The following is a 22,966-nucleotide window of genomic DNA, read 5'->3' on the forward strand; positions in this document are numbered from 1 at the left end:
TAGCGCTATTCTGCTTCGGGCAGCTCCCACGGGGCAGCAACCGGGTAGTACTCGTCCAGGAACGAGCGCACGGCCGACGCGCGATCTTCGGCCGAGATCTCGGGGAAACTGCCATCGTTGAGGCAAAAGAAGTCACTCGAGCGCTTGCGCAACAGCGAGCGCATCTTGCGCAAACCTTCGAGCGAAGTCGTGTCGACGTACTTGACCTTGGCATCCGCCTGAATCATCGCCTTGCCGCTGAGTAGCGCGTAGTAGTGATACAGCGAGTTCGTTACCGACACGTCGGTTGCTTGCCGGAATGCGCTCGCGCTCGTGCGGGCAAAGTCTTCTGGGAAGGTGTGCTCGAGCTCTTTCATGACCGAGATGCGCAACGGGGTTGCCGCGTGCTCTAGGTGACGAGTGATCGTGGCACCGAATTTTTCTTGCAAAAGCCGGCGGTTCACACGGGCCGCATTCTCGAAGCCCGACCGCTCAATGCTGCTCGCTCCCAGACCAATACGAGTGCGGGCTTCAATGAACTTTGAGATTCCTCCCGGAGTGAAGAAGGCGGAGGGGCTTACCGAACGGCCGAAGAACATGTCGTCGTTGGAATACAAGAAATGTTCACTGAGACCGGGGATGTTGTGCAGCTGACTTTCGACCGCGTGAGAGTTATGGGTCGGCAGATCGTCGTGGTTCGCGAAGAAGTCTTCACTGCGCATCAACGTGACCCGAGGATGCTCGGCCAACCATGCCGGACGAGGTGAATCAGTGGCAATGTAAATGTTGCGAATCCAGGGGGCGAACAGGTGGATTGAACGCAGCGCGTACTTCAGTTCATCCAACTGCCTAAAACGGGCCTCTGAGTCATCGCCCTCGCCCACAACGAAGTTCGCCATGCGGGCAGCCCGCGCCTTTTGCCATTCCACCTCAGCGCCATCGACCCACGAGAACACGATGTCGATGTCGAACCGGATGTCGCTGGCCAACGGGTCGAACATACCTTTGAGCGTCGGCCACGACTGGCCATAAAACTCGACGGTGTCACTCATTGCTTCACTGCGCGGTAGCCAGCGACGCATGAGAGCGTTTGGGTTGGGCGCAACGACTTCATCGCGCACGTGTTCCCACAGTTCGAGACGCACACCGAAGGGCGCGTCGAAGCGGAGCCTTCCGGCGGGCTCAACGCGAGGGCGGAACAGCATCATCGCTTTCGCCTTGATCGCCGAGACCAGCACGCCATCGGCCACGAGAACGGGGCTATCACGAGCATCCGAGGCGACAGGCTTGCCACTCTCTTTGATGCGCGCTGGCTTCACATAAAACGGCTCATTCTGACACGCAGCGACCAAAGCAATCTTCAGCGCCTTGCGGTCTTTCCAATCGACCGCCAGAACCGGAGTTTCACCGTCTCCACGCACGAGCAGGAAAGAAATCTCCGCATTGTCAAGGACTCCGCGCAGAAACAAGAGGTCATCACGCACCGCTTCGCGCGGCGTCAGGGTGTCATTGCTCAGTGCGAGCAGTCCATCGTGCAGAACAACGTCGTCACGGTTCACAACCGCGGGAGAAGAAACATGATCAATCATGGGGGCCCCGTCGTTAAAGCTTGGCTGAGGTGCCCAGCGACCGAAAATCGGTGTGCCGTTAGCTTCTTTGAGAATAGCCGGTACTAAGGACAACCGTGGTGTTGCCGCCGACCCACAGTGACACTCCCCCGCGCTAGCCGATCATGGCCCCGCTTCAGAGCCCTAAATCACCACTCCGCCGTAGCCAGCGCTCGACCCAGGGCCGACTATGTCGTGGGTCAACGCAACGGTGCCGAACTCATCGTGTACGTTCACTCCGGTGATGCGGGAGAGCTCGTCGGCCTCCACTTCTTCGCCGAAGGGGCCATCCCGGTCAAATGTGTGGGTGGCATCGATCACGAACGTCACGTCGTAGCCGAGGTTGCCACCCACGCGTGCGGTGGTCTCGCAGCAGTGATTGGTGGTGATGCCGCAGATCACAATCGACTCGATAGCGGATGCTTTCAGCCACTCGTCGAGGTCGGGGGTGCCATGAAAACTCGAGTTCACACTCTTGGTGACAAGCAGATCAGGAGTGCCGGCCAGCATCTCTTTGAACGCGTTGCCCGCAGCGCTCGGATGCAGCGGCGAGGTCTCGTCCTGAGAGTCGTGGCGCACATAGACAATGGGCCAGCCTTTGCGACGCCAGTGGCCGATGAGCACCCCGATGTTGGATTCGCAGTCAGGATTATTGCGAGGCCCCCAGTAGGCAGCATCATCAAAACCTTGCTGTACATCGACAACGATGAGTGCTGCAGCCATTGCGACCTCCGGGTTTAGCCGAGACTTACCCCGAATAGTAGCCCGAGAAGGTACGTTGCGCACTACCTGGCAAGCGACCCCAGTAGACGAAACGGCTAAGCGAGCATGACGAAGGCGATTCCGCTAATTCGGGAGTTTTGGGGTGTACCAGAGATCCTCATACGGCGGCGGCGCATCGGCAGCTTCCATAGGCTCCAACGGCGGGAACTGCGGATCGTAAACTCCCACACCCGCCCCAGTCGCATCGCAACGGATCGCCGAGGGGACCGTAAGGACCTCAAGGATCCGCGAATCTACTTGCACCAGCCGAACCTCAAACTCCCGTCCATCCGCAATATCGTCAGGAGAATAGATTTCGCTCTCTGTCGTTGCGTCACAGAATCGCACGGTTGCCGTGTTCTCGCCCGTCATCTCTACAGATAACGGCAACAGCACCCGAGGTCCCTTGTAGTGCGGCGGAGCCAGACCGTCATCAGTGCTCGTGTACTCGCTTCGCCACCACAAGTACTGACTTTCTGCCCTTTCCCTTTCGCGCGTCGCGGTGAATTGTTCGATACTGAAATCACCGAGGCTTACCGCTAGGTCAACACCAAGGGCCGAAGCTTGAGCAGCCTGCACCCATCCATTGTCATCAAAATCCGATACCGGCTCGACCGAATACACGATGCCCGGAGTGTCGAACACCGTCGGCCACACTCGCTCTACCTCCGGCTCCGCGACGCAGCTGGAGAGCGTTGCGGCAAGCGCCAACACAACGACCACGGGGGCACAAATCTTCACTAGAAAATTCCTTCGTTTGCATCAGTTGGCCCAACGCTCTGCAACGGCACTACCGCTGAGGGCCGGGGGTGTACCAAAGATCCTCATACGGCGGCGGCGCATCGGCAGCGTCCATCGGCTCCAACGGCTCGAACTGCGGATCGTAAACCCCCACACCCGCCCCAGTCGCATCGCACCGTATCGCCGAGGGGACCGTAAGGACCTCAAGTATCCGCGAATCTACTCGCACCAAGCGAACGGAAATCTCCCGGCCATCCGCGAGAATCTCAGGGGTGTAAATTTCGTCTTCAGTCGTAGCGTTACAGAATCGCACCGTTGCCGTGTTCTCGCCCGTCATCTCGACAGACAGCGGCAACAGAACTCGCGGACCCTTGTAGTGCGGCGGAGCCAGTCCGTCATCAGTGCTCGTGTACTTGCTCCGCCACCCCAAGTACTGATCTTCGGCAGTTTCAGGTTCACGGGTAGCGGTGAACTGTTCGATACTGAAATCGCCGAGATTCAAAGCTAGGTGATATCCCAACGCCGAGGCTTGAGCAGCTTGCACCCACTCGTTATCGTCCAGCTCCGACACCGGCTCGACCGAATACACGATGTCCGGAGTCTCGAAAACTGTCGGCCACACCCGCTCTACCTCAGGCTCGGCAACGCAACTGGAAAGTGTTGCGGAAAGCGCCAACACAACGACCACGGGGGCACAGATCTTCACTAGTAAATTCCTTCGTTTGCATCACCCTGAGCTGCCGCATACGCCTGCTCGTATCGAACAAGCCAGCCGTCAGTTCTGAACTCCTCTGCCACACCGCCCGATTGGTAAAATCCGGCGAGCCAGCCTTGCTCTTCTCCTGCCAGGCCACTGAAGCGCGGATAGCCACCCACCCTGTCCGAGCCGAGAATGTCGTGGAGTGCGACTGCGTTCGCAAATTCGGCGTGGCTCAGCGCTTCGCCGCGGAGCAGATCGGCGTTTTTATCTAAAGCTGCAGCTGTGGAGTGATCTGAAAACACGCGATCAAGGGCTTCTCCCACGATCGCGTCGGTGATCGCACCGGCTCCGGCTTCGACCAAACTACCGCCGGGGATCGGGAGAAGGCCGAGCACCAGACCAGCGGCATCCCCTGCGCTGGAGATCTCGGCCTGAAGCTCTAGGTCACTGCGCTCAGCCGCTCCCATGAGCGCCCCAGCTCCGCCGCCGTCGATCAGACCGCTCACGACGTTCGATCGAACCATCGCGCTCTGAATGTCTTCCATCGAGCTGTCTGGGCCCAACGCTTCGAAATAGCCTTCTGACAGTTGCAGAGCCGCACTGCGAAGCACGACAGCGCCGCTGGGATTACCCGCCACTTGCCCTAAGACCTCGGCCATTTGGCTCAGGTCGACGTTCGGCCCGTAGCGATACTCTCCACTGAAACCTTGCCATTGACTGAACGTGCTATCCGGATTATCGGCCCCCGTAGCACCTTCCGCTTGCAGCGCGGCGATCGCGTCGAGGTGCAGCGAAAGAGCCCCCGCGAGATCTACTGCTGCTTCGTCTGTGAGTTTCTCAACCCCAAAGACAGGGTTAGCCGCTAACTCTCTGATGATCTGGGCGGTCATCGAAGCTTCCTGTTGCCCTATGCCGCCCTCTGCGCCGTCGTAGTCGAAGTTCGCATTCGGGCCGCCTTCTACCTGGGCCGCCCCAAACCACAATGCGGCGACCCCGTCGAAGCCTGTCGGGGATGCCCAATCTCGCTCGCCAAACCAGTACCCGATGCGGGAGCCGCCCTGACCGGGGTCGGCAAGAAAATCGAAAGCCTGCTCCGGATACAACCCCAGCGTCTCAAAGACGCGATCCGCAGCGTCAAGCATGGAGGTGGAAAGAGCTTCATCCGCGCTTAGATCGTTGAAACCTTCGGAGCGCAAGTCCTCAGCGATCATCATCTGCAAAACCCCTGCTTGAAGGGGGGATTCTGAATCGCTGAGGAAGAACCCATTTTCGCGTTCCATGACATCGATTTCGTTTGCGACAGCCAGCGAAAGCTGAGAGCCCATCGGTGCCTCTGCCGAATCAGAAAACAAGAAAGCGATCGCGCCATTGACATTCGTCCAGGCTGGACCGCCGTCTGCACTCGTGACATTTTCTTGCAAAATAGTGCTCGCAAATTCAGTGGCAGTCTCTGCTGACCACGATTCGGAACCCAGCGATAGCCCGTTGCGGAGTGCCTGCGCTAACAGAATCGACGGCAGACTTTGCGGTGGTGTTTCGGGGTTCGCCTTCGTCTCCATCCAAAAATCTTGACCGAGTCGATCGATGAGATTTACCGTTTGAGCGCCGCCGAGCTTCTGAAAGAACGATGACATGACCTGCTCATTAGAGCCGTACGCTGCCATCAGCTCGGCAAAAGCCTCGCGTTGATCGTCCGACGAACCTGATGAGAGATACTCTTCGGCCAGGCCTCGCATGGCCTCAGCGATCTCGTCTGGTTCAAGATCGTCGACCCCAGTAATTCCCACTCGCGTAAATTGCGCGCGGATCAGCGGCCACGACGTCGGGATCGCACTCGCTAGTGCAGAAATCAGGGCGTCTTCAGCGTCCTGTCGTTGCCGAGCAAGAACCATGATGTTGTAGGCCGCTTCAGCACTGGCTTCAACCGCGCGCGCTCGCTCCCACGCCTCTTCGACTCGGCCGGGGATGTTCAGGAAGGATTCTTCCGGCAGCGACCACACCACGTTCTGGGCGTGAACAAGCACTTCTTGTGCATCTCGAGTCTGCGCTTTAATTCGTTCAAAGTCATCAACGTAAGTGCTCATGGCCGCCGCGATGTCGCCCGTGACCCGCTCGACCTCCAGCGAAGAATTGGCGGAGATACGAGCGGTGCTTCGCCACGCTTCGCCTGAATCGCCGCTCCACACTGACTCACTGATCGAAGAGACGAATCCCATCGTTGCCTGACGAATTTCTACGAATTTTGCTTCGGAAAGACGAAGGGCGGATACCCCAGCGGCTAACCCGCTAGCGCTGCCCTGTTCCGGGTTTAACCACTCCCACTGCGGCACGGCTACCCCTTCGCCGCCGACGCAAGGTCAGCATCCGCCTGCTCGAAAGCGGCAGCCGCCATACTGGCGCTCACCCCGGCAGCACGAATCCTGCCCTCAAAACCGTGCGCAGCCACGCGGGCCCACATGTTGACATCTTCAATCGCAGCAACGATCGCGGCGCTACAGGAGTCACTCGCGTCGATAGAGAGGTTGTCGGGCACCGCGTCGGCGGCATGGCTAAGCCGTACAGCAATATCGGAGACCGCGGCGGTGTCTATGTGCAAATCATCGGCCATCGTGGCGCTCACTTACCTTTCAGGTCGACCAGCTCTTGAGGACCCAGCCGCAGAGACCACGACGGTGCCAGAGCCAAACGCGCGGATCCGGCAGGTGGCACCCAGCTCAACGGTGCTTGAGAGCGGAGAGATAATCAAATATTAGCTCAAGTTCACACCGAAGAGGAGCCCAAGGAGGTACGTTGCGGTAGCGGCGCCGTAGCCAATCGCAAGTTGACGCAGTGCCCGCTTGAGCGGCGAAGCACCGGAGAGTAGGCCGACGATGGAGCCGGTGACGAGCAGAGCGATTCCGACCAGCAGCGACGCGATCACCACGGCGGCAAGCCCTTCTGCACCGAACAAGTAGGGCAGCACGGGAATTACCGCGCCCGACGCGAAGAAGCAGAAGCTGGATGCCGCAGCTCCCAGAGCCGAACCGATCGGGTTGTGCTCTGGTGTTGCGGTCGCGGCTTCCGTCGTGCGCCCCGCGAGTACTTCAGCGGCGTGCAGCTCGGCTTCGTGGGAACTCATGCCGCGAGCGCGGTAGACAAGCGCCAACTCGTTCTCGTCGACGTCGAGGTGGGTGACGGAGTCGACCGCGACTGGGCCGTGGGCCGCTGCCGCCTCTAGCTCCAGCTGCGAGCGCACCGAGACGTATTCACCCGCGGCCATCGAGAGGGCTCCGGCGAGGAGACCGGCGACGCCGGCGAGCAGCACGACGGCGGTCGGAAGCCCGGCGGCGCTCATACCGAGCACCAGGGCGAGGTTGGAGACGAGCCCGTCGTTAGCTCCGAACACGGCGGCGCGGAACGTTCCCGAGAGGCGTTGACGCCCGCGGGTAGCGAGCGCGCGAACGACCTCCTCGTGCACCGCTTCGTCGGCGGCCATCGTGTCGGTCGCGTCGTCGTCATCCAGATACGGCGATCGTGACTCGGCACGCTGGGCAAGCGCGAGCACGAATACGGAACCAAAGCGACGAGCCAAGAAGCCGAGCATCCGGGTTCGCGGGTCAGTGGGCAGCGGGCGACCGGCCTGCTCCCCCAGCAGCGTCAGCCAGTGGTCTTCGTGGCGCTTTTCGGCAGCGGCAAGCGCCAGCAAAATCTCCCGTTCCTCGCCCGTGCGGCGGGATGCCAGATCCCGATACACGGCCGCCTCGGCACGTTCGGCGGCGAGATAGCGTCGCCACCGCCGCACATCGCTCGCTCGGGGTGTTGGACTCACGAAAGGCTCCCTAGGCCGAAAACTCGACGCCCCAGGTCGCGGCGAACTCTACGCCGGGCTCGAGCCACAGGAGTCCGCGACCCGTGTTGAAGGCGTTAGGGGCTGCCGTCATCGGCTCGATCGCGACAACTTGGCCAATGCCATTGAGGGTGGGAAAGATACGCGGGGTGAACAACTGCACGAAGCTGAAGTTCTCGTCAACCATCACCCGAACTTCGCGGCCATCGGGCGCGGCGAGGCGAGCGGCAACACCATCGACGACCTCGACGCCACCGAATGCCGTGTCTAAGTCGAGCTCGCCAACCGGGCGGCCAGCGCTGAGGTCGAATTCGGTGCCGGCAACGGCAACTTCTCCGGTCGGGATGAGGCGCTCGTTCGATTCGAAGCGAGTGGCGGCGGTCATCGTGAGGGTCAGCTGCGCGATGGGAGTGTCACCGATCTTGAAGAAGGGGTGGGTTCCGAGCGCATACGGGGCGGCGGCATCCGACAGGTTGGTGGCGGTGTGGCTGACGCGCAGGCCACCCTCTACGAGTTCATAGCGCACGGTGGTGTGTACGTGAAAGGGGTAGCCGTGTTGCGGGAAGATCGTCGCGCCGAGGGTGACCGAACCTTCGGTGCGCTCGATCAGCGAGTAGCCGGCATTGCGCAGCAGCCCGTGGATCGCGTTGTTGCGGTCGCGCTCGGTAATATCGAGCTCCTGCGCCTCACCATCGAGCATCCAAGTGCCATCTTCGATGCGGTTGGGCCACGGCACCAACACGATTCCATCCGCGAAGGGTGGCATCGCCGATTCGGCGTAGGATTCCACGAGTTCAACCCCACCAATGCTGAACTCACGCAATGAGGCGGCAAGTTCGGTGATGGTCGCTCGCGCTTCACCCTGCTCGGTGGCTCGAGTGATGATGTACTGGGTTCCGGTAGGCGCGTTCACCGCATCAGCCTACCGGCGCAGACGTAACAACGAAGGAAGCAGCCATGTCAGATATTCGCGATGACGTTCTTCACGACTTTGAGGCCGTGTTCGGGCACCCCGCCAGCGGCGTCTGGTCGGCTCCCGGCCGCCTCACTTTGCTCGGCGCCGCCGACAGCCCTGAGACGGATGCCGAACTCTCCCTAGCCATCAACCGTCGCACGGTGCTGGCCGCGTCCCTTCGCTCCGACCGCACCGTGCGCATCGCGAGTGCCCTCGTCGATGAGCTCGTCTCGATCGAACTCGACGAGCTTGCCGACACTGAGGTGCAGGGTTGGAGTCGTATCGCGCTCGCTATTGTGCACGAAGTATTGGCGACATCCGACACCGCAGCGTCGCTCTCCGGCGTTGACGTGTTCATCGATACCACCGTGCCGGTGGGCGCGGGTCTCGGCTCCTCGGCCGCGCTCGAGGCAGCCTTGGCCCTCGCGCTCAGCGACCTGTGGAACCTCGGCGAGCACGCGGCTCACCTGGCTGAACACGCCGATGTTGCAGCGAGTGTCTTCGCCCTCGACGATCACGCCCTCGTGCGCCTTGAGGGCGAGGAACGCCCCGAGCCGCTCCCCCTCGACTGGCAGACGGCCGGTCTCGAGCTTCTCGTCATTGATACCGACGCTCCCACCGCCGACGCGTTCGATACCGCCGCAGCGGATGACGAAGTGCGCCGCACGCTGCACTCCGTCACCGAAAACCAACGGGTGCGCGACGCGGCTCTCGCCATTCGCGATGAAACCCCTCGCTTGCTCGGCGCCCTGCTCGATGCCTCACATGCGAGCCTGCGCGACGACTACGGCATCTCCACCACAGAGGTGGACCTTGCCGTCGAAACTGCGCTGGCTGCCGGTGCCCTCGGCGCGCGGATGCTCGGCCGCCCGTTCAGCGGAGTCGCCGTCGCTCTCGTCGACACCGACACGGCATCCCGGGTGCGGGTAGCTCTCGATGGCGCCTTCGCTGAGCACGCTTGGGGCCAGCCCACCGTTACGGCCGTCTCGCCCTCGATGGGAGCACTGCGCGACCGCTAAGCGACCGTGTTACTCGCTAACGATTTTCAGCACTAGCGCGATGGCGAAGCCGAACGCCACCACGGTGCCTGCCCAGACCCAGAGTCGAGCCCACGGAAAACGACGCTTACGCGGGGCGCGTTTAACGGGACCGCCCTGCGGCTGCGCCGAACGCTTCGACGACACCGTTACAGCCGCTCAGCCGCGTCGACGACGTTCTTCACGAGCATCGCGCGGGTCATGGGGCCAACGCCACCGGGCATCGGTGACAGGAAGCCGGCGATCTCAGCAACAGCCGGATCAACGTCTCCGACGAGACGGCCCTTTCCGGTTGCTTCGTCGATCACGCGAGTGATTCCCACGTCGAGCACGGCGGCGCCCGGCTTGATCCACTCGGGGCGAATCAGCGCGGCAGAACCCACGGCGGCAACCACGATGTCCGCCTGGCGAACGTGGGTCTCCAGCTGGGTTGTGCGGGAATGCGTGAGGGTGACGGTGGCATCCAGCCCCTTGCGGGTGAGGAGCAAACCGATCGGGCGACCGACCGTGAGGCCGCGACCGACAACAACAACGTGCTTGCCCGCGATCGGGACGTCGTAGCGTTCCAACATTTCGACGATTCCGGCCGGGGTGCAGGGCAGCGGCGAATCGAGCTTCGTGCCGACGCCGAGCACAAGACGACCGAGGTTAGTGGGGTGCAGGCCATCCGCGTCCTTGGCGGGGTCCATGAGTTCGAGCATCGCGTTCTCATCGAGCCCGGCGGGCAGCGGCAACTGAATGATGTAGCCGGTGACGGCAGGGTTCTCGTTCAACGCCACAATGGCATCCCGAACTTCATCAGCGGATGCCGTGGCCGGCAGATCGACGCGAATAGATTCGATGCCCACCTCGGCACAATCGCGGTGCTTGCCGGCAACGTAGGAACGACTTCCGGGGTCGTCGCCCACGAGAAGGGTGCCTAGGCCCGGAGTGATGCCGCGAGCCTTGAGCGCGTCAACGCGAATGCGCAGTTCATTCTTCACTGCGGTTGCTGTGGCAACACCATCAAGCTTTACTGCGGTCATCGTCTTCCGTTCGAATCGGGCCCATACGCTGATCGGCCACCTACACAACTGCCATCTCCATTAAACGCTAAAGAGCCCACCTCCGTGTTCACACGGCGATGAGCTCTCGAGCGTCAGGCTGTTTCAGCCCGGTTCAGGGTTTCTTAGGCCCAGCTACCGGGGCTTTCGAGACCTTCGTAGAGCGGGAAGGCGTCGGCGAGCGCGCGAACGCGGGCGCTGAGCGCTGCGGTGTCAGCACCGGGCTTGAGAGCCTCGGCGATGATGTCGGCAACCTCGGTGAACTCGGCGTCGCCGAAACCACGAGTGGCGAGCGCCGGCGTACCGATGCGCAACCCCGAGGTGGTCATGGGCGGGCGCGGGTCAGCGGGAACCGAGTTGCGGTTCACGGTGATACCCACCGAGTGCAGCAGGTCTTCACCCTCTTGACCGTTGATCTCAGACTTGCGCAGGTCAACGAGCACGAGGTGTACGTCGGTGCCGCCCGTGAGAACGTCAACGCCGAGCGAAGTCATGTCGTCTTGCACAAGACGCTCTGCGAGAAGCTTCGCGCCACGAAGGGTGCGCTCCTGGCGGTCCTTGAAGTCGTCGGATGCCGCGAGCATGAACGCGGTCGCCTTGGCGGCGATCACGTGCATGAGCGGTCCACCCTGCTGACCGGGGAACACGTTGGAGTTGATCTTCTTCGCGATATCAACGTTGTTGGTGAGGATGAAGCCCGAGCGAGGACCACCGATGGTCTTGTGCACGGTCGACGACACGACATCCGCGAAAGGAACGGGGTTCGGGTGCAGACCGGCAGCAACGAGACCAGCAAAGTGAGCCATATCGACCCAGAGCGTTGCGCCTACTTCGTCGGCGATCGAACGGAACTCGGCGAAGTCGAGCTGACGGGAGTAAGCCGACCAGCCGGCGATGATGACGTGAGGCTTGACCTCGAGGGCCTTGGCCCGAACATCCGCCATGTCCAAAACGCCGGTCTCTTCGTTCACGCCATAAGCGTGAGCTTCGTAGAGCTTGCCGGAGAAGTTCAAACGCATACCGTGCGTGAGGTGCCCGCCGTGATCGAGCGAGAGACCGAGGATGCGGTCGCCGGGCTGCGCGATTGCCGACAGCACTGCCGCGTTGGCGGAGGCTCCCGAGTGAGGCTGAACGTTGGCGTACGCCGAACCGAAGAGGCTCTTGGCGCGCTCGATAGCGAGCTTCTCTGCGACGTCAACAAATTCGCATCCACCGTAGTAGCGACGCCCCGGGTAACCCTCGGCGTACTTGTTCGTGAGAACCGAGCCCTGCGCCTCGAGAACAGCGCGCGGAACAAAGTTCTCACTCGCGATCATCTCAAGCGTATTGCGCTGGCGGTCGAGCTCTTGAGCGAGCACCGCAGCGATCTCGGGGTCTACCTCAGAAAGAGGCGAAAGGAACGAGGACACAGATGATCTCCTTGCGACAGGTGGTGGATACTTCCAAGATACCGCCTGAAGGCTGGAGCCGCGCAGTGGATACCCCACGACTTTCCGCGGGGGCGGAACAATGTCTGCACTCCAAGTGGTCTAAAGCACCCTTGAAAAAACCTCTATTTCTGGCAGACTTTGGACTACCTCAGCGGCGCGCAACGTTCAGAGTAGAGCGCTCCCACCTCCCCGAACGGACCCCATGTTTACCCGCCTCATCCACTCCGCGACGCTCGTCAGCGACGGTGTTTCGCAGCAGGATGCGTGGGTCGGCTTCGAAGGAGCAGTGGTGGCGGGCACCGGCACCGGCGACTCGTGGCGTTCCCGGGCGGATGCTGCGACTGACGTTGCTGATGCTGGCGGCGACTATCTCACGCCGGGGTTCATCGACATCCACTCGCATGGAGCAGCAGGAGCGGCCTTCGACGACGGTCCCGCTGCGATCGCTCAGGCGCTCACCGCACACCGCAGCCACGGCACAACACGGTCGGTCATTTCGCTCATCAGCGCCTCGCCCGAAAAACTACTCGCGAACCTCGCCGCCGTCGCGGAGTTAGCCCGCCACGACCCTCTGATCCTGGGCAGCCACCTCGAGGGCCCCTTTATCGATCAGGAATTTCGGGGCGCGCACGATCCCGCTGTTTTGCGGTCTCCTACCGCAGCCGAAATCGACCAACTCCTCAATGCCGCCGACGGCACGCTGCGCCAGATCACGCTGGCACCGGAACTTGCCGGTGGCAGCAACGCAATCGCGGCCTTCGTGGCGGCCGGAGTTCGCGTGGCCGTGGGGCACACTGCCGCTACCTACGCCGAGACCCGTGCCGCGTTCGCGGCCGGCGCGAGCATCCTGACGCACGCTTTCAACGCGATGCGCGAGATTCACCACCGGGCACCAGGCCCCGTGGCCGCAGCATTCCAAGCACCGGGCGTCACGCTTGAGGTCATCAATGACGGCGTTCACGTGCATCCGAATGTCGTGAACATGCTGTTCGCCTCGGCCCCCGGCCGCATTGCGCTCGTGACCGATGCCATGGCGGCGGCCTGCGCTGGCGACGGCCAGTACGAGTTGGGTTCGCTCGACGTCATCGTGACCGACGGCGTTGCCCGTTTGAGTGACAGCGGCGTCATTGCCGGTTCAACCCTCACGATGGATGCCGCAGTGCGCCGCGCCATCACCGACGTGGGATTGAGCGTGCCCCAGGCCGTTGCCGCGGCTACCGCTGTTCCTGCTCGCGCTGTGGGCCGCGAGAACGATCTGGGTTCGCTGGCTCCCGGATTCGCCGCTGACGCCGTGTTGCTCGACCGCGACTTTAGGGTGCGGGCGGTGTGGGCTGCTGGCGTCGAATTGCCGCTGTTCGAGCATCCCGGCGCCTGAGCAGTTCGCCTCCGACAATCGCGAACACTACGGCGACGCCCAGAATGCCGGCGTCAACGTAGGGCAACGAAATCACGCCGTACTCGTCGAGGAGGATGCCGCCTACGAGCGCTCCACCACCGATACCGACGTTGAACGAGGTGGTCAGATAGGCCGAGCCAACATCGCGCATGCGCGGTGAAGCCAGCTGCAGGAGTCGCGTTTGCATCATGGCCGGTACTCCGCCGAAGGCGATGCCCCACACCACGATGACGGTGAACATGATGGCGGGCTCGGCCGGGAACATGCCGAGGAGCGCCGCGCAGATCGCAACGAGAGCGACGGTGACGGGGATGATGCTGCGCGGGAAACGATCAACGAGCATGCCCGCCAATGCGAGGCCCACGGCTCCGGCCGCTCCGAAAATCAGGAGAACGCCGGCAACGGCGCCGCTGTCGATTCCGGCTGGGCCAATGAGGTACGGAACAATGTACGTGTAAAAGAGGTTATGGCCGAGCATCGCCAAGGCGACGAGAATACACACGTAAATCACGCCGGGAACCGAGCGATCTTTGCGCAGCGGGATCGAGATTTCGCCAGTGGCGAGAGGGTGCTGGTGATTCACCGGCGGCAAGATTCGTACAACCATGATGGTGAGCGCCGCGATAATAATGGCGATCACTACGAAGGCGAGGCGCCAACCCAGGGCGTGACCGAGGGCTGTACCGACCGGCACTCCGAGCACGAAGGCGGCCGTTGCGCCCGCGCTTGTCACGGCAACGGCGCGGCCGACCTGATGCGGCGGAACGAGGTGGGCCGAGTAGGCACCGACCACAGCCCAGAACAGGCCGTGCGAGAGCCCGCCGATTATTCGCGCAATCACAAGCACCGCATAGTTGGGCGCCACGGCCGCAAGCAGGTTGCCGATCACAAAGACAATCAGCACGATGATGACGAGCTTCTTGCGCGGCTGGTTACGCGTGAGGGCAGCGAGAGGCGCCGTAGAAATGACGACGGTGGCCGCGAAGATGGTGATCAGTAGGCCGACCTGCGATTCAGAGACCGACAATTCGGCGGCTATCTCAGGGAGCAGTCCGGTCGGCAGCCACTCGCTAGTGACCGAGGTGAAGATCAATGCGGAGAGAGTAAAGAGGCCAGCCCACGGAAAAGCCTGAGTGGACGGAGAAGCTGAAGGAATGCGTGGCGTGCTCATGTTCGACTTACTCTACCGCCAGCACCGGTACGCTAAATCAGTGACCACCTCAACACACTGGATCGTAACCCTCACTTGTGACGACAAGCCCGGCATCGTTCACGCCATTAGCGGCGCCATCGTCGAGGCCGGCGGCAATATCACCGAGTCGCAGCAATTCTCCAGCGATGACACTGGCCGTTTCTTCATGCGCTTGCAGGTGCAGTCGGATGCTCCGCGCGAGGTTTTCGAGCAAGCTCTCGCCCCCGTGACCGAGCGGTACGCGATGGAATGGCAACTCGATGTGGTGGGGCGCCCGCTGCGTACCCTCGTGTTGGCATCCAAGTCCGGACACTGCGTCAATGACCTTCTCTATCGCCAGCGTGCGGGCCAGTTGCCGATCGAGCTGCCGCTGATCATGAGCAATCACCCCAATCTCGGTTCACTCGCCGAGTTCTACGAAGTGCCGTTCGAATCGCACGCGGTCACGACACCCGGCCAGAAGTTGGCGTTCGAAGAGCGCATTCTCGAAGTTGTCGAAGAACACGACATCGAACTCGTGGTGCTTGCCCGCTACATGCAGATCCTCTCCCCTGAACTGTGTGAACAGTTGAGCGGCAAGATCATCAACATCCACCACTCTTTCTTGCCCGGCTTCAAGGGCGCGAACCCGTACAAGCAGGCCCACGCGCGCGGCGTGAAGCTCATCGGCGCCACCGCTCATTTTGTGACGAGCGACCTCGACGAGGGCCCGATCATCGAGCAAAACGTGGTGCGCGTCGACCACGCCAGCACGTCGAGCGAACTCATGTCGATCGGTCAAGACGAAGAAAGCCGCACCCTCACGCAAGCCGTGAAGTGGTTCGCCGAAGATCGTGTGCTGCTCGATGGGGCGCGCACGATCATCTTCCGCTAGTTAGCCGCAATCTTGCGCTGGTTAGCGTCAGTCGCGCTTAGCGCAGCCGTTCCCAGTCGAGGCGGTTCTCCCAGGCGTAGCGGTAGTAGTCGGCGTACTTCAGGTCGGATGCCGCAGCCTCGTCCACAATGACCGTGACGGTGGAGTGCAGCTGAATTGCCGATCCCGGCAGGCTCGCCGTCACCGGACCCTCGACCGCTCCCGCGAGCGCCGCCGCTTTCGCTTCGCCAAACGCCAGCAGCACCAGATGCCCCGCACGCTGGATGGTACCGAGCCCCTGCGTGATGCAGTGCATGGGCACGTCGTCGGGCGAATCGAAAAAACGCGCGTTGTCGAGTCGCGTCTGCTGCGTGAGGGTCTTCACGCGGGTGAGTGACGCGAACGAGGATCCCGGCTCGTTGAAGCCGATGTGGCCCGTCGAACCGATTCCGAGAATTTGCAGGTCGACGCCACCCGCCGCGACGATCGCGCGCTCGTAGTCGTCGCCCGCGGTCTCGATGGGCCCGGTCTCCGCGGGTACCTGCACCAGTTCGGGCGTCAACCCGAGCAGCTCAACGACTTCACGAGTGATGACCGAGCGGTAGCTTTCGGGATGCCCGGCAGGCAATCCGACATACTCATCGAGAGCGAAGCCCCGCACAGCAGAGAGGTCGAGTGCTCGAGCCGCGAGCGCGGCCCAGGTTGTTAGGGGCGTCGACCCTGTTGCTAGGCCGAGCACGGCATCCGGAGTCTGGCGCACGAGCGCCTCGATGAGGTCGGCCGCGACCTCGCCCGCTGCCTCTGCCGACTCGACGATCACTACTTCTGCCATGTCATCGACCTTAGAACCACTGCCGCGATCAGCGTGAGAAAACAGGAAGTGGTCTTTGTGCGGCTCGTGAGCTTTAACGGAGACATCGTCACCGCTCACCCAGATATCCGTCCGGTAGAATGTCAGCGACGAAGACACTGACCATCTCGCCAATCTGCCGTAACGCCATTCACTCTGGCGGCGCGGCAACACTCGACCACCAGATCGAGCATCCTGAGGGAGAACTGCCCTGAATCCGCAAGGTTCCAGCCCCCGCTCGAAACGGCGAGCCTCGTGATCGTGCTGCTCGGCGCCTTCGCGGTCGTTTCTCTCGTGGTCCCCGCGCTCACTCGCCGCTGGGGCGTTCGCGTCTTCTTCGTCACGGCGATCATTCCGGCAGCGGCATTTATCTTCACCCTGCTGCAGACTCCTGCCGTTCTCGCGGGCACCCCTCCGACAGAAACCATCCCCTGGATCTCGCAGCTGAACCTCGATTTGAGTTTCCGCGTCGACACCCTTTCGTGGTTGCTCTCCCTCGTTGTCACCGGCGTGGGCACGCTCGTGATGCTCTACTGCATCAAATACTTCGCCGCCGACGAAACGGGGCTCGGTCGGTTTGCGGCTGTCTTCCTCGCTTTCACGGGCACAATGTATGGCCTCGTGATCGCCGACAACGTCTATCTGCTCTTCATCCTGTGGGAAGCCACGACGGTGTTCTCGTTCCTGCTCATCGGTCACTACACCGGTCGCCTCGCGAGCCGCATTGCGGCGATGCAAGCTCTGATCGTCACCACCGCCGGTGGCCTCGTGATGCTGGTCGGGCTCGTGATGCTCGCCGAACGCACCGGCACCGCCAGTTTGGCTCGCCTCATTGATCTTGCGCCCGAGGGAACCGTCGTGACAATCGCAATCATGCTGATTCTCGTCGGCGCGATCAGTAAGTCGGCGATCGTTCCTTTCCAGTTCTGGCTGCCCTCGGCCATGGCCGCCCCGACTCCGGTCAGCGCCTATCTGCACGCGGCGGCGATGGTGCAGGCTGGCATCTACCTCATCGCGCGGCTGGCTCCCGGTTTTGCTCAGACCCCCGGCTGGCAACCGCTGCTGCTCGGGCTCGGTATCTTCACCATGCTGGTCGGCGGATGGCGCGCACTCACCCAGGTCGACCTCAAACTTCTTCTTGCCTATGGCACCGTGAGCCAGCTCGGGTTCTTGCTCACGGTCGTGAGTTTCGGCACGCGTACCGCGGCTCTTGCCGGAGTCGCGTTGCTTCTGGCACATGCCCTCTTCAAATCGGCACTGTTCTTAACCGTCGGCCTTATCGACCACCGAGTCGGCACCCGTGACCTCACCAAGCTCAGCGGGCTTGGCCGCGAAGCACCCTTCCTCACCATCATTGCCATCATCGCCACCGCATCGATGGCCGGTGTCCCTTTCACCGCAGGGTTCGTGGCAAAAGAGTCCGTGCTGGCTGGCTTCCTTGAGAGCGCAAGCGAGGGCTCAGCGTTGGGGTGGATCGCCATTATCGGCGTCGCCGTTGGCTCCACCCTCACCGTCGCCTACAGCGCCCGCTTTCTGTGGGGCGCGTTCGCCAGCAAAGACGGTGTCGAAACCGTACGGCCGCTGCACGAGAACGTGTGGTTCTTGTCATCCCCGGCCATTCTCGCGGCCAGTGGCCTTGTTCTCGCACCTCTCTTTGGTGCTGTGGGCACCGTGCTCGAGGGCTATTCGCAGCAATTCCCCTCGGAGGGCTACGAGTACTCTCTCAAGCTTTGGCACGGCTTCGATGCCGCCTTCTTTATCTCTGCCGCCACGCTCCTCGGCGGCCTCGCACTGTTTTGGGCACGCACGCAGGTTTTCGCGCTGCAGTCACGGGTACCCGCCCTCGTCGACTCGAACAAGCTGTACCGTTCCACGCTGCGCACTCTCGACCGCGTTTCGCTGCGAGTGACGGCGACCACCCAGCGCGGTTCGCTGCCGTTCTACCTCACCGTCATCCTGCTCGTGATGGTGGGTTCGGTAGGCAGCGCGTTGGCGTTGAATCGTACGTGGCCCGACTCCATCCGTCTCTTTGATAGTCCAGCCCAGCTCGCCGTCGGTACCCTCATGATCGTTGCAGCGATTGCACTCGTCGCGGCCAAGAAGCGATTCCAAGCGGCGGTTCTCGTTGGAGTGGTCGGCTACGGAATGGCGGCGTTGTTCGCGTTCCACGGCGCCCCCGACATCGCGCTTACTCAGGTTCTGGTTGAGACCGTCACGCTCATCGCCTTCGTGTTGGTGCTTCGCCGCTTACCTGCCCGCCTCGGCAAAGCTCACGGCAGCTCGCGCCGGGTTCTCCGCGCGGCCGTCGGCATCTCGGTCGGGCTCCTGATGGGCGTCGTCGCGGTCGTGGCACTTGGCGCCCGAAGCGCAGCCCCGATCTCCGAGGCACTCCCCCAGTTGGCGTACGACATCGGTCACGGCAGCAACGTCGTCAACGTCGTGCTCGTCGATATCCGCGGTTGGGACACTCTCGGCGAGCTCTCGGTAATCGTGGCCGCAGCAACCGGTGTCGCGAGCCTCGTGTTCTTGCGCAGCCGCACCGATAACCTGCCTCGTGTCTCTGAGGCTCGCGCCCGCGGAACGATCCGCGTGCGCCTCAAGCCGTCGCGGGAAATTGTCTCTTCCGGCTATGTTCCGGGCGTACAAGACCCTTCCACGCGCAACGCCTGGCTGCTCGCTGGCCGCAAGCTGGCCCCCGAGAACCGGTCGATCCTTCTCGAAGTAGTCATTCGCTTGCTCTTCCACCCTCTAGTCGTGCTGTCGCTCTACCTCTTGTTCGCCGGCCACAACCTGCCCGGCGGCGGGTTCGCTGCTGGGCTCGTGGCCGGGCTTGCCTTGGCCGGTCGCTACCTCGCCGGTGGGCGCTATGAACTCGGTGCGGCAGCTCCCTTCGATGCCGGCCGAGTCTTGGGCGTTGGCCTCGTGCTCGCTGCGGGCACCGCGACTGTACCGCTCCTGCTGGGGGCGGATGCTCTCACCTCCACGTTCTTCGAGGCCACCATCCCCGTGCTTGGTCACGTGGAGTTCTCCACCTCCACCATCTTCGACATCGGGGTGTATCTCGTTGTCATCGGAATGGTGCTGGACGTTCTCCGCAGTCTGGGCGCCGAAATCGACCGTCAGCGCGAAGAGTCCTCTGAAAGCCTCGAGAGCGGAAGCACCATATGAACGCCTCGCTCACCCTCGTCGTCATCATGGTCGTGCTCTACTCGGTCGGCGTCTACCTCCTGCTCGAACGCAGCATGACGCGCGTTCTACTGGGATTCTTGCTCGTGGGCAATGCCACCAATCTGCTGATCCTCATCGTGTCCGGCCCTTCCGGCGCTGCGGCGTTCTTTGGTGAAGACGCGGCAACGGCAGATCCACTGCCGCAAGCTTTCATCCTCACTGCGATCGTGATCACCTTCGGTGTCTCCGCGTTCTTGCTCGCTCTGATTTATCGCTCCTGGCGCTTGGCCAATGCGGATGTGGTTTACGACGACACTGAAGACCTCGCAATGGGCCGCCGCCGCAGCTCGGTCACTAACGATCGCGACGTCGCTGCTGACGACACCGAGTTCGGAACCAAGGCCGCGGCCGCCATTTCCACCGCGCTCGACCTGAACGAACAAGAGCAACGCGAAGAGCAAGAGAGCCTTGCCGCCGAACGCCGCCAACACGAAATCGACAAGAAGGAGGCAGACGCATGAGCGCACTAACCACTCTGGTCGTTCTGCTGCCCTTACTCGGCGCTGCAGCAGCCCTGACCCAAGCGAAACGTCCCCGCGTTCAGACATTCATCACGGTGAGCGTGCTCAGCGCCGTTCTCGTGATCGGTGCCGCACTGCTCGTGGCCGTCAACACCAATGGCGCTATCGCCGTCGAAGTCGGTGGCTGGCCCGCGCCCTATGGGATCGTGCTCGTCGTCGACCGACTTTCGGCGCTAATGATCGTGGTCTCCGCCGCGGTGCTCTTGGCCGTTTTGGTGTTCTCTGTGGGGCAGGGTCTCGCCGACGGTGACCGCGAAACCCCGGTCTCTATCTACTACCCGACCTACCTCATCCTCGCCACCGGCGTCTTCAACGCTTTCGTCGCCGGGGACCTGTTCAACCTTTACGTGAGCTTCGAAATTCTGCTGGTAGCGAGCTACGTGCTCATTACGCTCGGCGGCACCGAGCCACGCATCCGCGCCGGCACGGTGTACATCGTCGTCAGCTTGGTCTCCTCCGCCATTTTCTTGGCGGCTATCGCGATGATTTACGGCGCGACCGGCACCGTGAACATCGCTCAGCTGACGGTTCGCCTTGCCGAGCTGCCCGCCGACGTTCAACTGGTTCTGCACGTCATGCTCCTGATCGGGTTTGGCATCAAAGGCGCCGTCTTCCCGCTGTCGTTCTGGCTGCCTGACTCATACCCGATGGCGCCAGCGCCGGTTACCGCGGTGTTCGCCGGGTTGCTCACCAAAGTCGGCGTGTACGCGATCATCCGCACCGAAATGATCATCTTCCCGGATGGCGAGCTCAACACCGTGTTGCTGATCGTGGCGGCGCTCACGATGGTGATCGGAATTTTGGGAGCGGTCGCGCAATCCGACATCAAACGACTGCTGTCGTTCACGCTCATCAGCCATATCGGCTTCATGTTGTTCGGCATCGGCATCGATACCGCTGCGGGCCTTGCCGCAGCGACGTATTACATCGTTCACCACATCATCGTTCAGACCACCCTCTTCTTGGCGACGGGGCTCGTCGAACGCCAGGGTGGCACCACCGGTATCAATAGGCTGGGCGGGATGCTCAAGGCCAGTCCCCTCATAGCCGTGCTGTTCTTCATCCCTCTGCTCAACCTCGGCGGCATCCCGCCGTTCTCCGGATTCCTCGGCAAACTGGCACTGTTCGAAGCCGGAGCCAACAATGGTTCCACGCTTGCGTGGGTGCTTATCGGCTGCGGTGCAGCCGTCTCGCTGCTCACTCTCTACGCCCTCGCCCGCGCCTGGAGCATGGTCTTCTGGCGTGACGCGGAAGAGGTCGCCGACTACGAAAACCCGCCGGCAATGGCGACCGAGAACGAGAGCACCACCGCCGTTGCCACGACGCGCACGACGCCCCGCATCATGGTCGGCGCGACAGTGGCGATGGTCGCGGTCAGCGTCGCCCTCACGATATTCGCGACCCCGCTCTTTGACCTGAGCGCCAACGCCGGAGAAAACATCGATGGCCCCGCCTACTACGTGAACACTGTCTTCCCGGGAGGTCTTGAATGAGCGCCGCCGAGAATACGCCTACGCCCACCAGCCCAGCCAGCGGGGCCCGCGCATCCGAACCCACCGTCTCTCGCTCCGAAGTTCGCGGCCGCGTCTGGCAGCAATTGCCGTTGCTGCTCGGGCTCGTCGTACTCTGGGCCGTTCTCTGGGGACAGTTCTCTTGGCTGAACGTTCTCACCGGTTTTCTCGTCGCGATTCTCGTCACGCGGGTGCTGTATCTGCCTCCGGCTGACATCTCGGGGCGTCTAAATCTCTGGTACTCGTTTGTCTTTCTGGCCTACTTCATCGCCGACGTCACGCTGGCATCGTTCACGGTCGCGTTCCAAGCCCTCAACCCGCGACCGATCCCCACATCCTCGGTCATTGCCGTCCAACTGCGCACTCGCTCCGACTTCGTGATGACACTTGACGCGATCGCCATGTCGCTGGTGCCCGGATCGATCGTCATTGAAGTAGATCGCGAGCGCGCCATCCTGTACTTCCACACCTTCGGTACGACCACGGCTGCCGACGTTGAGAAGATGCGTGCCCACGTGCTCGTGGTGGAAGCTCGCATCGTTCGCGCCATCGGATCCTCCGACGACCTTGCCCGCATTAACGAGACGGAGGCCACCCGATGAACGAATGGGTGTTTATCGCCGTCGGTCTGATGCTGCTCTTCGCGGCCCTACTGGCGCTCTATCGCATCATCCGCGGCCCCTCGATTCTCGACCGCATGATCGCCTCCGACATGCTTCTCACGACAATCATCTGTGGGCTCGGAGCGGAGATGGTGTACAACGGCCACACTCGCAGCCTGCCCGCCATGCTCGTACTGGCGACCACGGCGTTCCTCGGCTCAGTTGTCGTGGCGCGGTACGTGTCGAGGAGAACAAACTCATGACTCTCGACACTGTGCTCGACATCCTCACCGGTATCTCCCTGCTGCTCGGCGGATTCCTCTCCGCCGCCGCCGGGGTTGGCCTGCTGCGTTTTCCGGATGCGATCGCACGCCTCCATGCGACGACCAAACCCCAAATTCTGGGCTTGGCCTTCATCCTCTTGGCCATCGCCCTGCAGGAACGCCAACTCTCGACGATTCTGCTGCTGATCTTTCTGCTCATTTTTCAGATGATCACCGCCCCCGTCTCGGCCCACATGATCGCTCGCGCTGGCTATCGGGGTGGAATTATCGCCCCCGATTCGCTGCTCGTCGACGAGCTCGAACAGGCCATTGACGCCGCGCCCGAACTTGAGGATGCCGACGACGGGACTGACGGCGCCGACGGTGGCGACGGCGACGATGCCGAGGCAGACGCCAGCCCTCGCAATGGCTAGCGACTAACGACTGGCAATCCTCGCTAAGTCTCCAAT

22 protein-coding genes are annotated in these 22,966 nt (G+C 62.2%); 9 read left to right on the top strand and 13 right to left on the bottom strand.

Annotated elements, in window-relative coordinates; all coding sequences use genetic code 11:
- Positions 1–5: 5 nt before the first annotated feature.
- The 8 genes from ESZ53_RS06580 to ESZ53_RS06615 form a co-directional block, all read right to left on the bottom strand.
- On the bottom strand, positions 6–1,568 hold the full coding sequence (locus ESZ53_RS06580) for a stealth family protein (RefSeq protein ID WP_129072097.1): 1,563 nt from the start codon (positions 1,566–1,568) through the stop codon (positions 6–8).
- Positions 1,569–1,730: 162 nt separating this feature from the next.
- Complete coding sequence (locus ESZ53_RS06585) at positions 1,731–2,309, bottom strand: cysteine hydrolase family protein (protein WP_129072098.1); 579 nt, start codon at positions 2,307–2,309, stop codon at positions 1,731–1,733.
- 123 nt (positions 2,310–2,432) lie between these two features.
- Positions 2,433–3,089, bottom strand: a complete 657-nt coding sequence (locus ESZ53_RS06590) for a hypothetical protein (protein ID WP_129072099.1) — start codon at positions 3,087–3,089, stop codon at positions 2,433–2,435.
- A gap of 49 nt (positions 3,090–3,138) precedes the next feature.
- Positions 3,139–3,795 carry a hypothetical protein gene (locus ESZ53_RS06595; protein ID WP_129072100.1) on the bottom strand — a complete coding sequence of 219 codons (657 nt, stop codon included), beginning with the start codon at positions 3,793–3,795 and terminating at the stop codon, positions 3,139–3,141.
- The gene (locus tag ESZ53_RS06600) at positions 3,795–6,005 is read right to left on the bottom strand and encodes a hypothetical protein (RefSeq protein ID WP_129072101.1); all 2,211 of its coding nucleotides are present in this window, start codon (positions 6,003–6,005) and stop codon (positions 3,795–3,797) included. The genes ESZ53_RS06595 and ESZ53_RS06600 overlap by 1 nt, the downstream gene beginning before the upstream one ends.
- 116 nt (positions 6,006–6,121) lie before the next feature.
- Entirely contained in the window at positions 6,122–6,397 is a 276-nt protein-coding gene (locus ESZ53_RS06605; protein ID WP_129072102.1) for a hypothetical protein, read from the bottom strand.
- 141 nt (positions 6,398–6,538) lie between these two features.
- Positions 6,539–7,597 (bottom strand): VIT1/CCC1 family protein, encoded by a 1,059-nt coding sequence (locus ESZ53_RS06610; RefSeq protein ID WP_129072103.1) that lies wholly within the window; start codon positions 7,595–7,597, stop codon positions 6,539–6,541.
- A 10-nt stretch (positions 7,598–7,607) separates the two neighbouring features.
- The gene (locus ESZ53_RS06615) at positions 7,608–8,528 is read right to left on the bottom strand and encodes an aldose 1-epimerase family protein (protein WP_210403843.1); all 921 of its coding nucleotides are present in this window, start codon (positions 8,526–8,528) and stop codon (positions 7,608–7,610) included.
- Positions 8,529–8,572: 44 nt separating this feature from the next.
- On the opposite strand from ESZ53_RS06615, the gene ESZ53_RS06620 reads away from it, so the two are divergent.
- Positions 8,573–9,589, top strand: coding sequence for a galactokinase family protein (locus ESZ53_RS06620; RefSeq protein WP_129072104.1), 1,017 nt, complete (start codon positions 8,573–8,575; stop codon positions 9,587–9,589).
- Positions 9,590–9,598: 9 nt separating this feature from the next.
- Here ESZ53_RS06620 and ESZ53_RS14325 read toward each other — a convergent pair whose 3' ends face one another.
- The 3 genes from ESZ53_RS14325 to glyA all read right to left on the bottom strand — a co-directional run bounded on the left by ESZ53_RS14325 (position 9,599) and on the right by glyA (position 12,059).
- The gene (locus ESZ53_RS14325; protein WP_168187195.1) at positions 9,599–9,754 is read right to left on the bottom strand and encodes a hypothetical protein; all 156 of its coding nucleotides are present in this window, start codon (positions 9,752–9,754) and stop codon (positions 9,599–9,601) included.
- Positions 9,755–9,756: 2 nt separating this feature from the next.
- Positions 9,757–10,632, bottom strand: coding sequence for a bifunctional methylenetetrahydrofolate dehydrogenase/methenyltetrahydrofolate cyclohydrolase (locus ESZ53_RS06625; RefSeq protein WP_129072105.1), 876 nt, complete (start codon positions 10,630–10,632; stop codon positions 9,757–9,759).
- A 143-nt stretch (positions 10,633–10,775) separates the two neighbouring features.
- On the bottom strand, positions 10,776–12,059 hold the full coding sequence (glyA, locus tag ESZ53_RS06630) for a serine hydroxymethyltransferase (protein ID WP_129072106.1): 1,284 nt from the start codon (positions 12,057–12,059) through the stop codon (positions 10,776–10,778).
- 223 nt (positions 12,060–12,282) lie between these two features.
- Between glyA and nagA the strand changes: the two genes are divergently transcribed.
- A complete protein-coding gene (nagA, locus tag ESZ53_RS06635) occupies positions 12,283–13,455 on the top strand; it encodes an N-acetylglucosamine-6-phosphate deacetylase (RefSeq protein WP_129072107.1) in 1,173 nt (390 codons plus the stop codon).
- On the opposite strand, the gene ESZ53_RS06640 is transcribed toward nagA, so the two are convergent.
- On the bottom strand, positions 13,391–14,647 hold the full coding sequence (locus ESZ53_RS06640; RefSeq protein ID WP_129072108.1) for an MFS transporter: 1,257 nt from the start codon (positions 14,645–14,647) through the stop codon (positions 13,391–13,393). The two genes, nagA and ESZ53_RS06640, sit on opposite strands and share 65 nt — an antisense overlap.
- Before the next feature lie 40 nt (positions 14,648–14,687).
- Between ESZ53_RS06640 and purU the strand changes: the two genes are divergently transcribed.
- Complete coding sequence (gene purU / locus ESZ53_RS06645) at positions 14,688–15,542, top strand: formyltetrahydrofolate deformylase (RefSeq protein WP_129072109.1); 855 nt, start codon at positions 14,688–14,690, stop codon at positions 15,540–15,542.
- Positions 15,543–15,579: 37 nt separating this feature from the next.
- Here purU and ESZ53_RS06650 read toward each other — a convergent pair whose 3' ends face one another.
- The gene (locus ESZ53_RS06650; RefSeq protein ID WP_129073526.1) at positions 15,580–16,353 is read right to left on the bottom strand and encodes a glucosamine-6-phosphate deaminase; all 774 of its coding nucleotides are present in this window, start codon (positions 16,351–16,353) and stop codon (positions 15,580–15,582) included.
- Positions 16,354–16,626: 273 nt separating this feature from the next.
- On the opposite strand from ESZ53_RS06650, the gene ESZ53_RS06655 reads away from it, so the two are divergent.
- From ESZ53_RS06655 to mnhG, 6 genes are read left to right on the top strand one after another with little or no spacing between them, the layout of a single operon-like run.
- Positions 16,627–19,539 (top strand): Na+/H+ antiporter subunit A, encoded by a 2,913-nt coding sequence (locus ESZ53_RS06655; RefSeq protein WP_129072110.1) that lies wholly within the window; start codon positions 16,627–16,629, stop codon positions 19,537–19,539.
- Positions 19,536–20,060 carry a Na(+)/H(+) antiporter subunit C gene (locus ESZ53_RS06660; RefSeq protein WP_129072111.1) on the top strand — a complete coding sequence of 175 codons (525 nt, stop codon included), beginning with the start codon at positions 19,536–19,538 and terminating at the stop codon, positions 20,058–20,060. Before ESZ53_RS06655 ends, ESZ53_RS06660 begins: the two co-directional genes overlap by 4 nt.
- Positions 20,057–21,613, top strand: coding sequence for a Na+/H+ antiporter subunit D (locus tag ESZ53_RS06665; RefSeq protein WP_129072112.1), 1,557 nt, complete (start codon positions 20,057–20,059; stop codon positions 21,611–21,613). Before ESZ53_RS06660 ends, ESZ53_RS06665 begins: the two co-directional genes overlap by 4 nt.
- Positions 21,610–22,233, top strand: coding sequence for a Na+/H+ antiporter subunit E (locus ESZ53_RS06670; RefSeq protein WP_129072113.1), 624 nt, complete (start codon positions 21,610–21,612; stop codon positions 22,231–22,233). Before ESZ53_RS06665 ends, ESZ53_RS06670 begins: the two co-directional genes overlap by 4 nt.
- Complete coding sequence (locus tag ESZ53_RS06675) at positions 22,230–22,496, top strand: monovalent cation/H+ antiporter complex subunit F (protein WP_129072114.1); 267 nt, start codon at positions 22,230–22,232, stop codon at positions 22,494–22,496. Before ESZ53_RS06670 ends, ESZ53_RS06675 begins: the two co-directional genes overlap by 4 nt.
- Positions 22,493–22,930: a monovalent cation/H(+) antiporter subunit G gene (gene mnhG / locus ESZ53_RS06680; protein WP_129072115.1), complete on the top strand. Its 438-nt coding sequence runs from the start codon at positions 22,493–22,495 to the stop codon at positions 22,928–22,930. The genes ESZ53_RS06675 and mnhG overlap by 4 nt, the downstream gene beginning before the upstream one ends.
- Positions 22,931–22,966: the final 36 nt, after the last annotated feature.

Source organism: Salinibacterium sp. UTAS2018, assembly GCF_004118935.1.
Lineage (GTDB): Bacteria > Actinomycetota > Actinomycetes > Actinomycetales > Microbacteriaceae > Rhodoglobus.

Excerpts from the sequence above, each read along its gene's own strand:
- ESZ53_RS06580 (WP_129072097.1), bottom strand. The coding sequence starts at position 1,568 with ATGATTGATCATGTTTCTTCTCCCGCGGTTGTGAACCGTGACGACGTT.
- ESZ53_RS06585 (WP_129072098.1), bottom strand. The coding sequence starts at position 2,309 with ATGGCTGCAGCACTCATCGTTGTCGATGTACAGCAAGGTTTTGATGAT.
- ESZ53_RS06600 (WP_129072101.1), bottom strand. The coding sequence starts at position 6,005 with ATGGGATTCGTCTCTTCGATCAGTGAGTCAGTGTGGAGCGGCGATTCA.
- ESZ53_RS06605 (WP_129072102.1), bottom strand. The coding sequence starts at position 6,397 with ATGGCCGATGATTTGCACATAGACACCGCCGCGGTCTCCGATATTGCT.
- ESZ53_RS06620 (WP_129072104.1), top strand. The coding sequence starts at position 8,573 with ATGTCAGATATTCGCGATGACGTTCTTCACGACTTTGAGGCCGTGTTC.
- ESZ53_RS06625 (WP_129072105.1), bottom strand. The coding sequence starts at position 10,632 with ATGACCGCAGTAAAGCTTGATGGTGTTGCCACAGCAACCGCAGTGAAG.
- nagA (WP_129072107.1), top strand. The coding sequence starts at position 12,283 with ATGTTTACCCGCCTCATCCACTCCGCGACGCTCGTCAGCGACGGTGTT.
- ESZ53_RS06640 (WP_129072108.1), bottom strand. The coding sequence starts at position 14,647 with ATGAGCACGCCACGCATTCCTTCAGCTTCTCCGTCCACTCAGGCTTTT.
- ESZ53_RS06650 (WP_129073526.1), bottom strand. The coding sequence starts at position 16,353 with ATGGCAGAAGTAGTGATCGTCGAGTCGGCAGAGGCAGCGGGCGAGGTC.
- ESZ53_RS06660 (WP_129072111.1), top strand. The coding sequence starts at position 19,536 with ATGAACGCCTCGCTCACCCTCGTCGTCATCATGGTCGTGCTCTACTCG.
- ESZ53_RS06665 (WP_129072112.1), top strand. The coding sequence starts at position 20,057 with ATGAGCGCACTAACCACTCTGGTCGTTCTGCTGCCCTTACTCGGCGCT.
- ESZ53_RS06670 (WP_129072113.1), top strand. The coding sequence starts at position 21,610 with ATGAGCGCCGCCGAGAATACGCCTACGCCCACCAGCCCAGCCAGCGGG.
- ESZ53_RS06675 (WP_129072114.1), top strand. The coding sequence starts at position 22,230 with ATGAACGAATGGGTGTTTATCGCCGTCGGTCTGATGCTGCTCTTCGCG.
- mnhG (WP_129072115.1), top strand. The coding sequence starts at position 22,493 with ATGACTCTCGACACTGTGCTCGACATCCTCACCGGTATCTCCCTGCTG.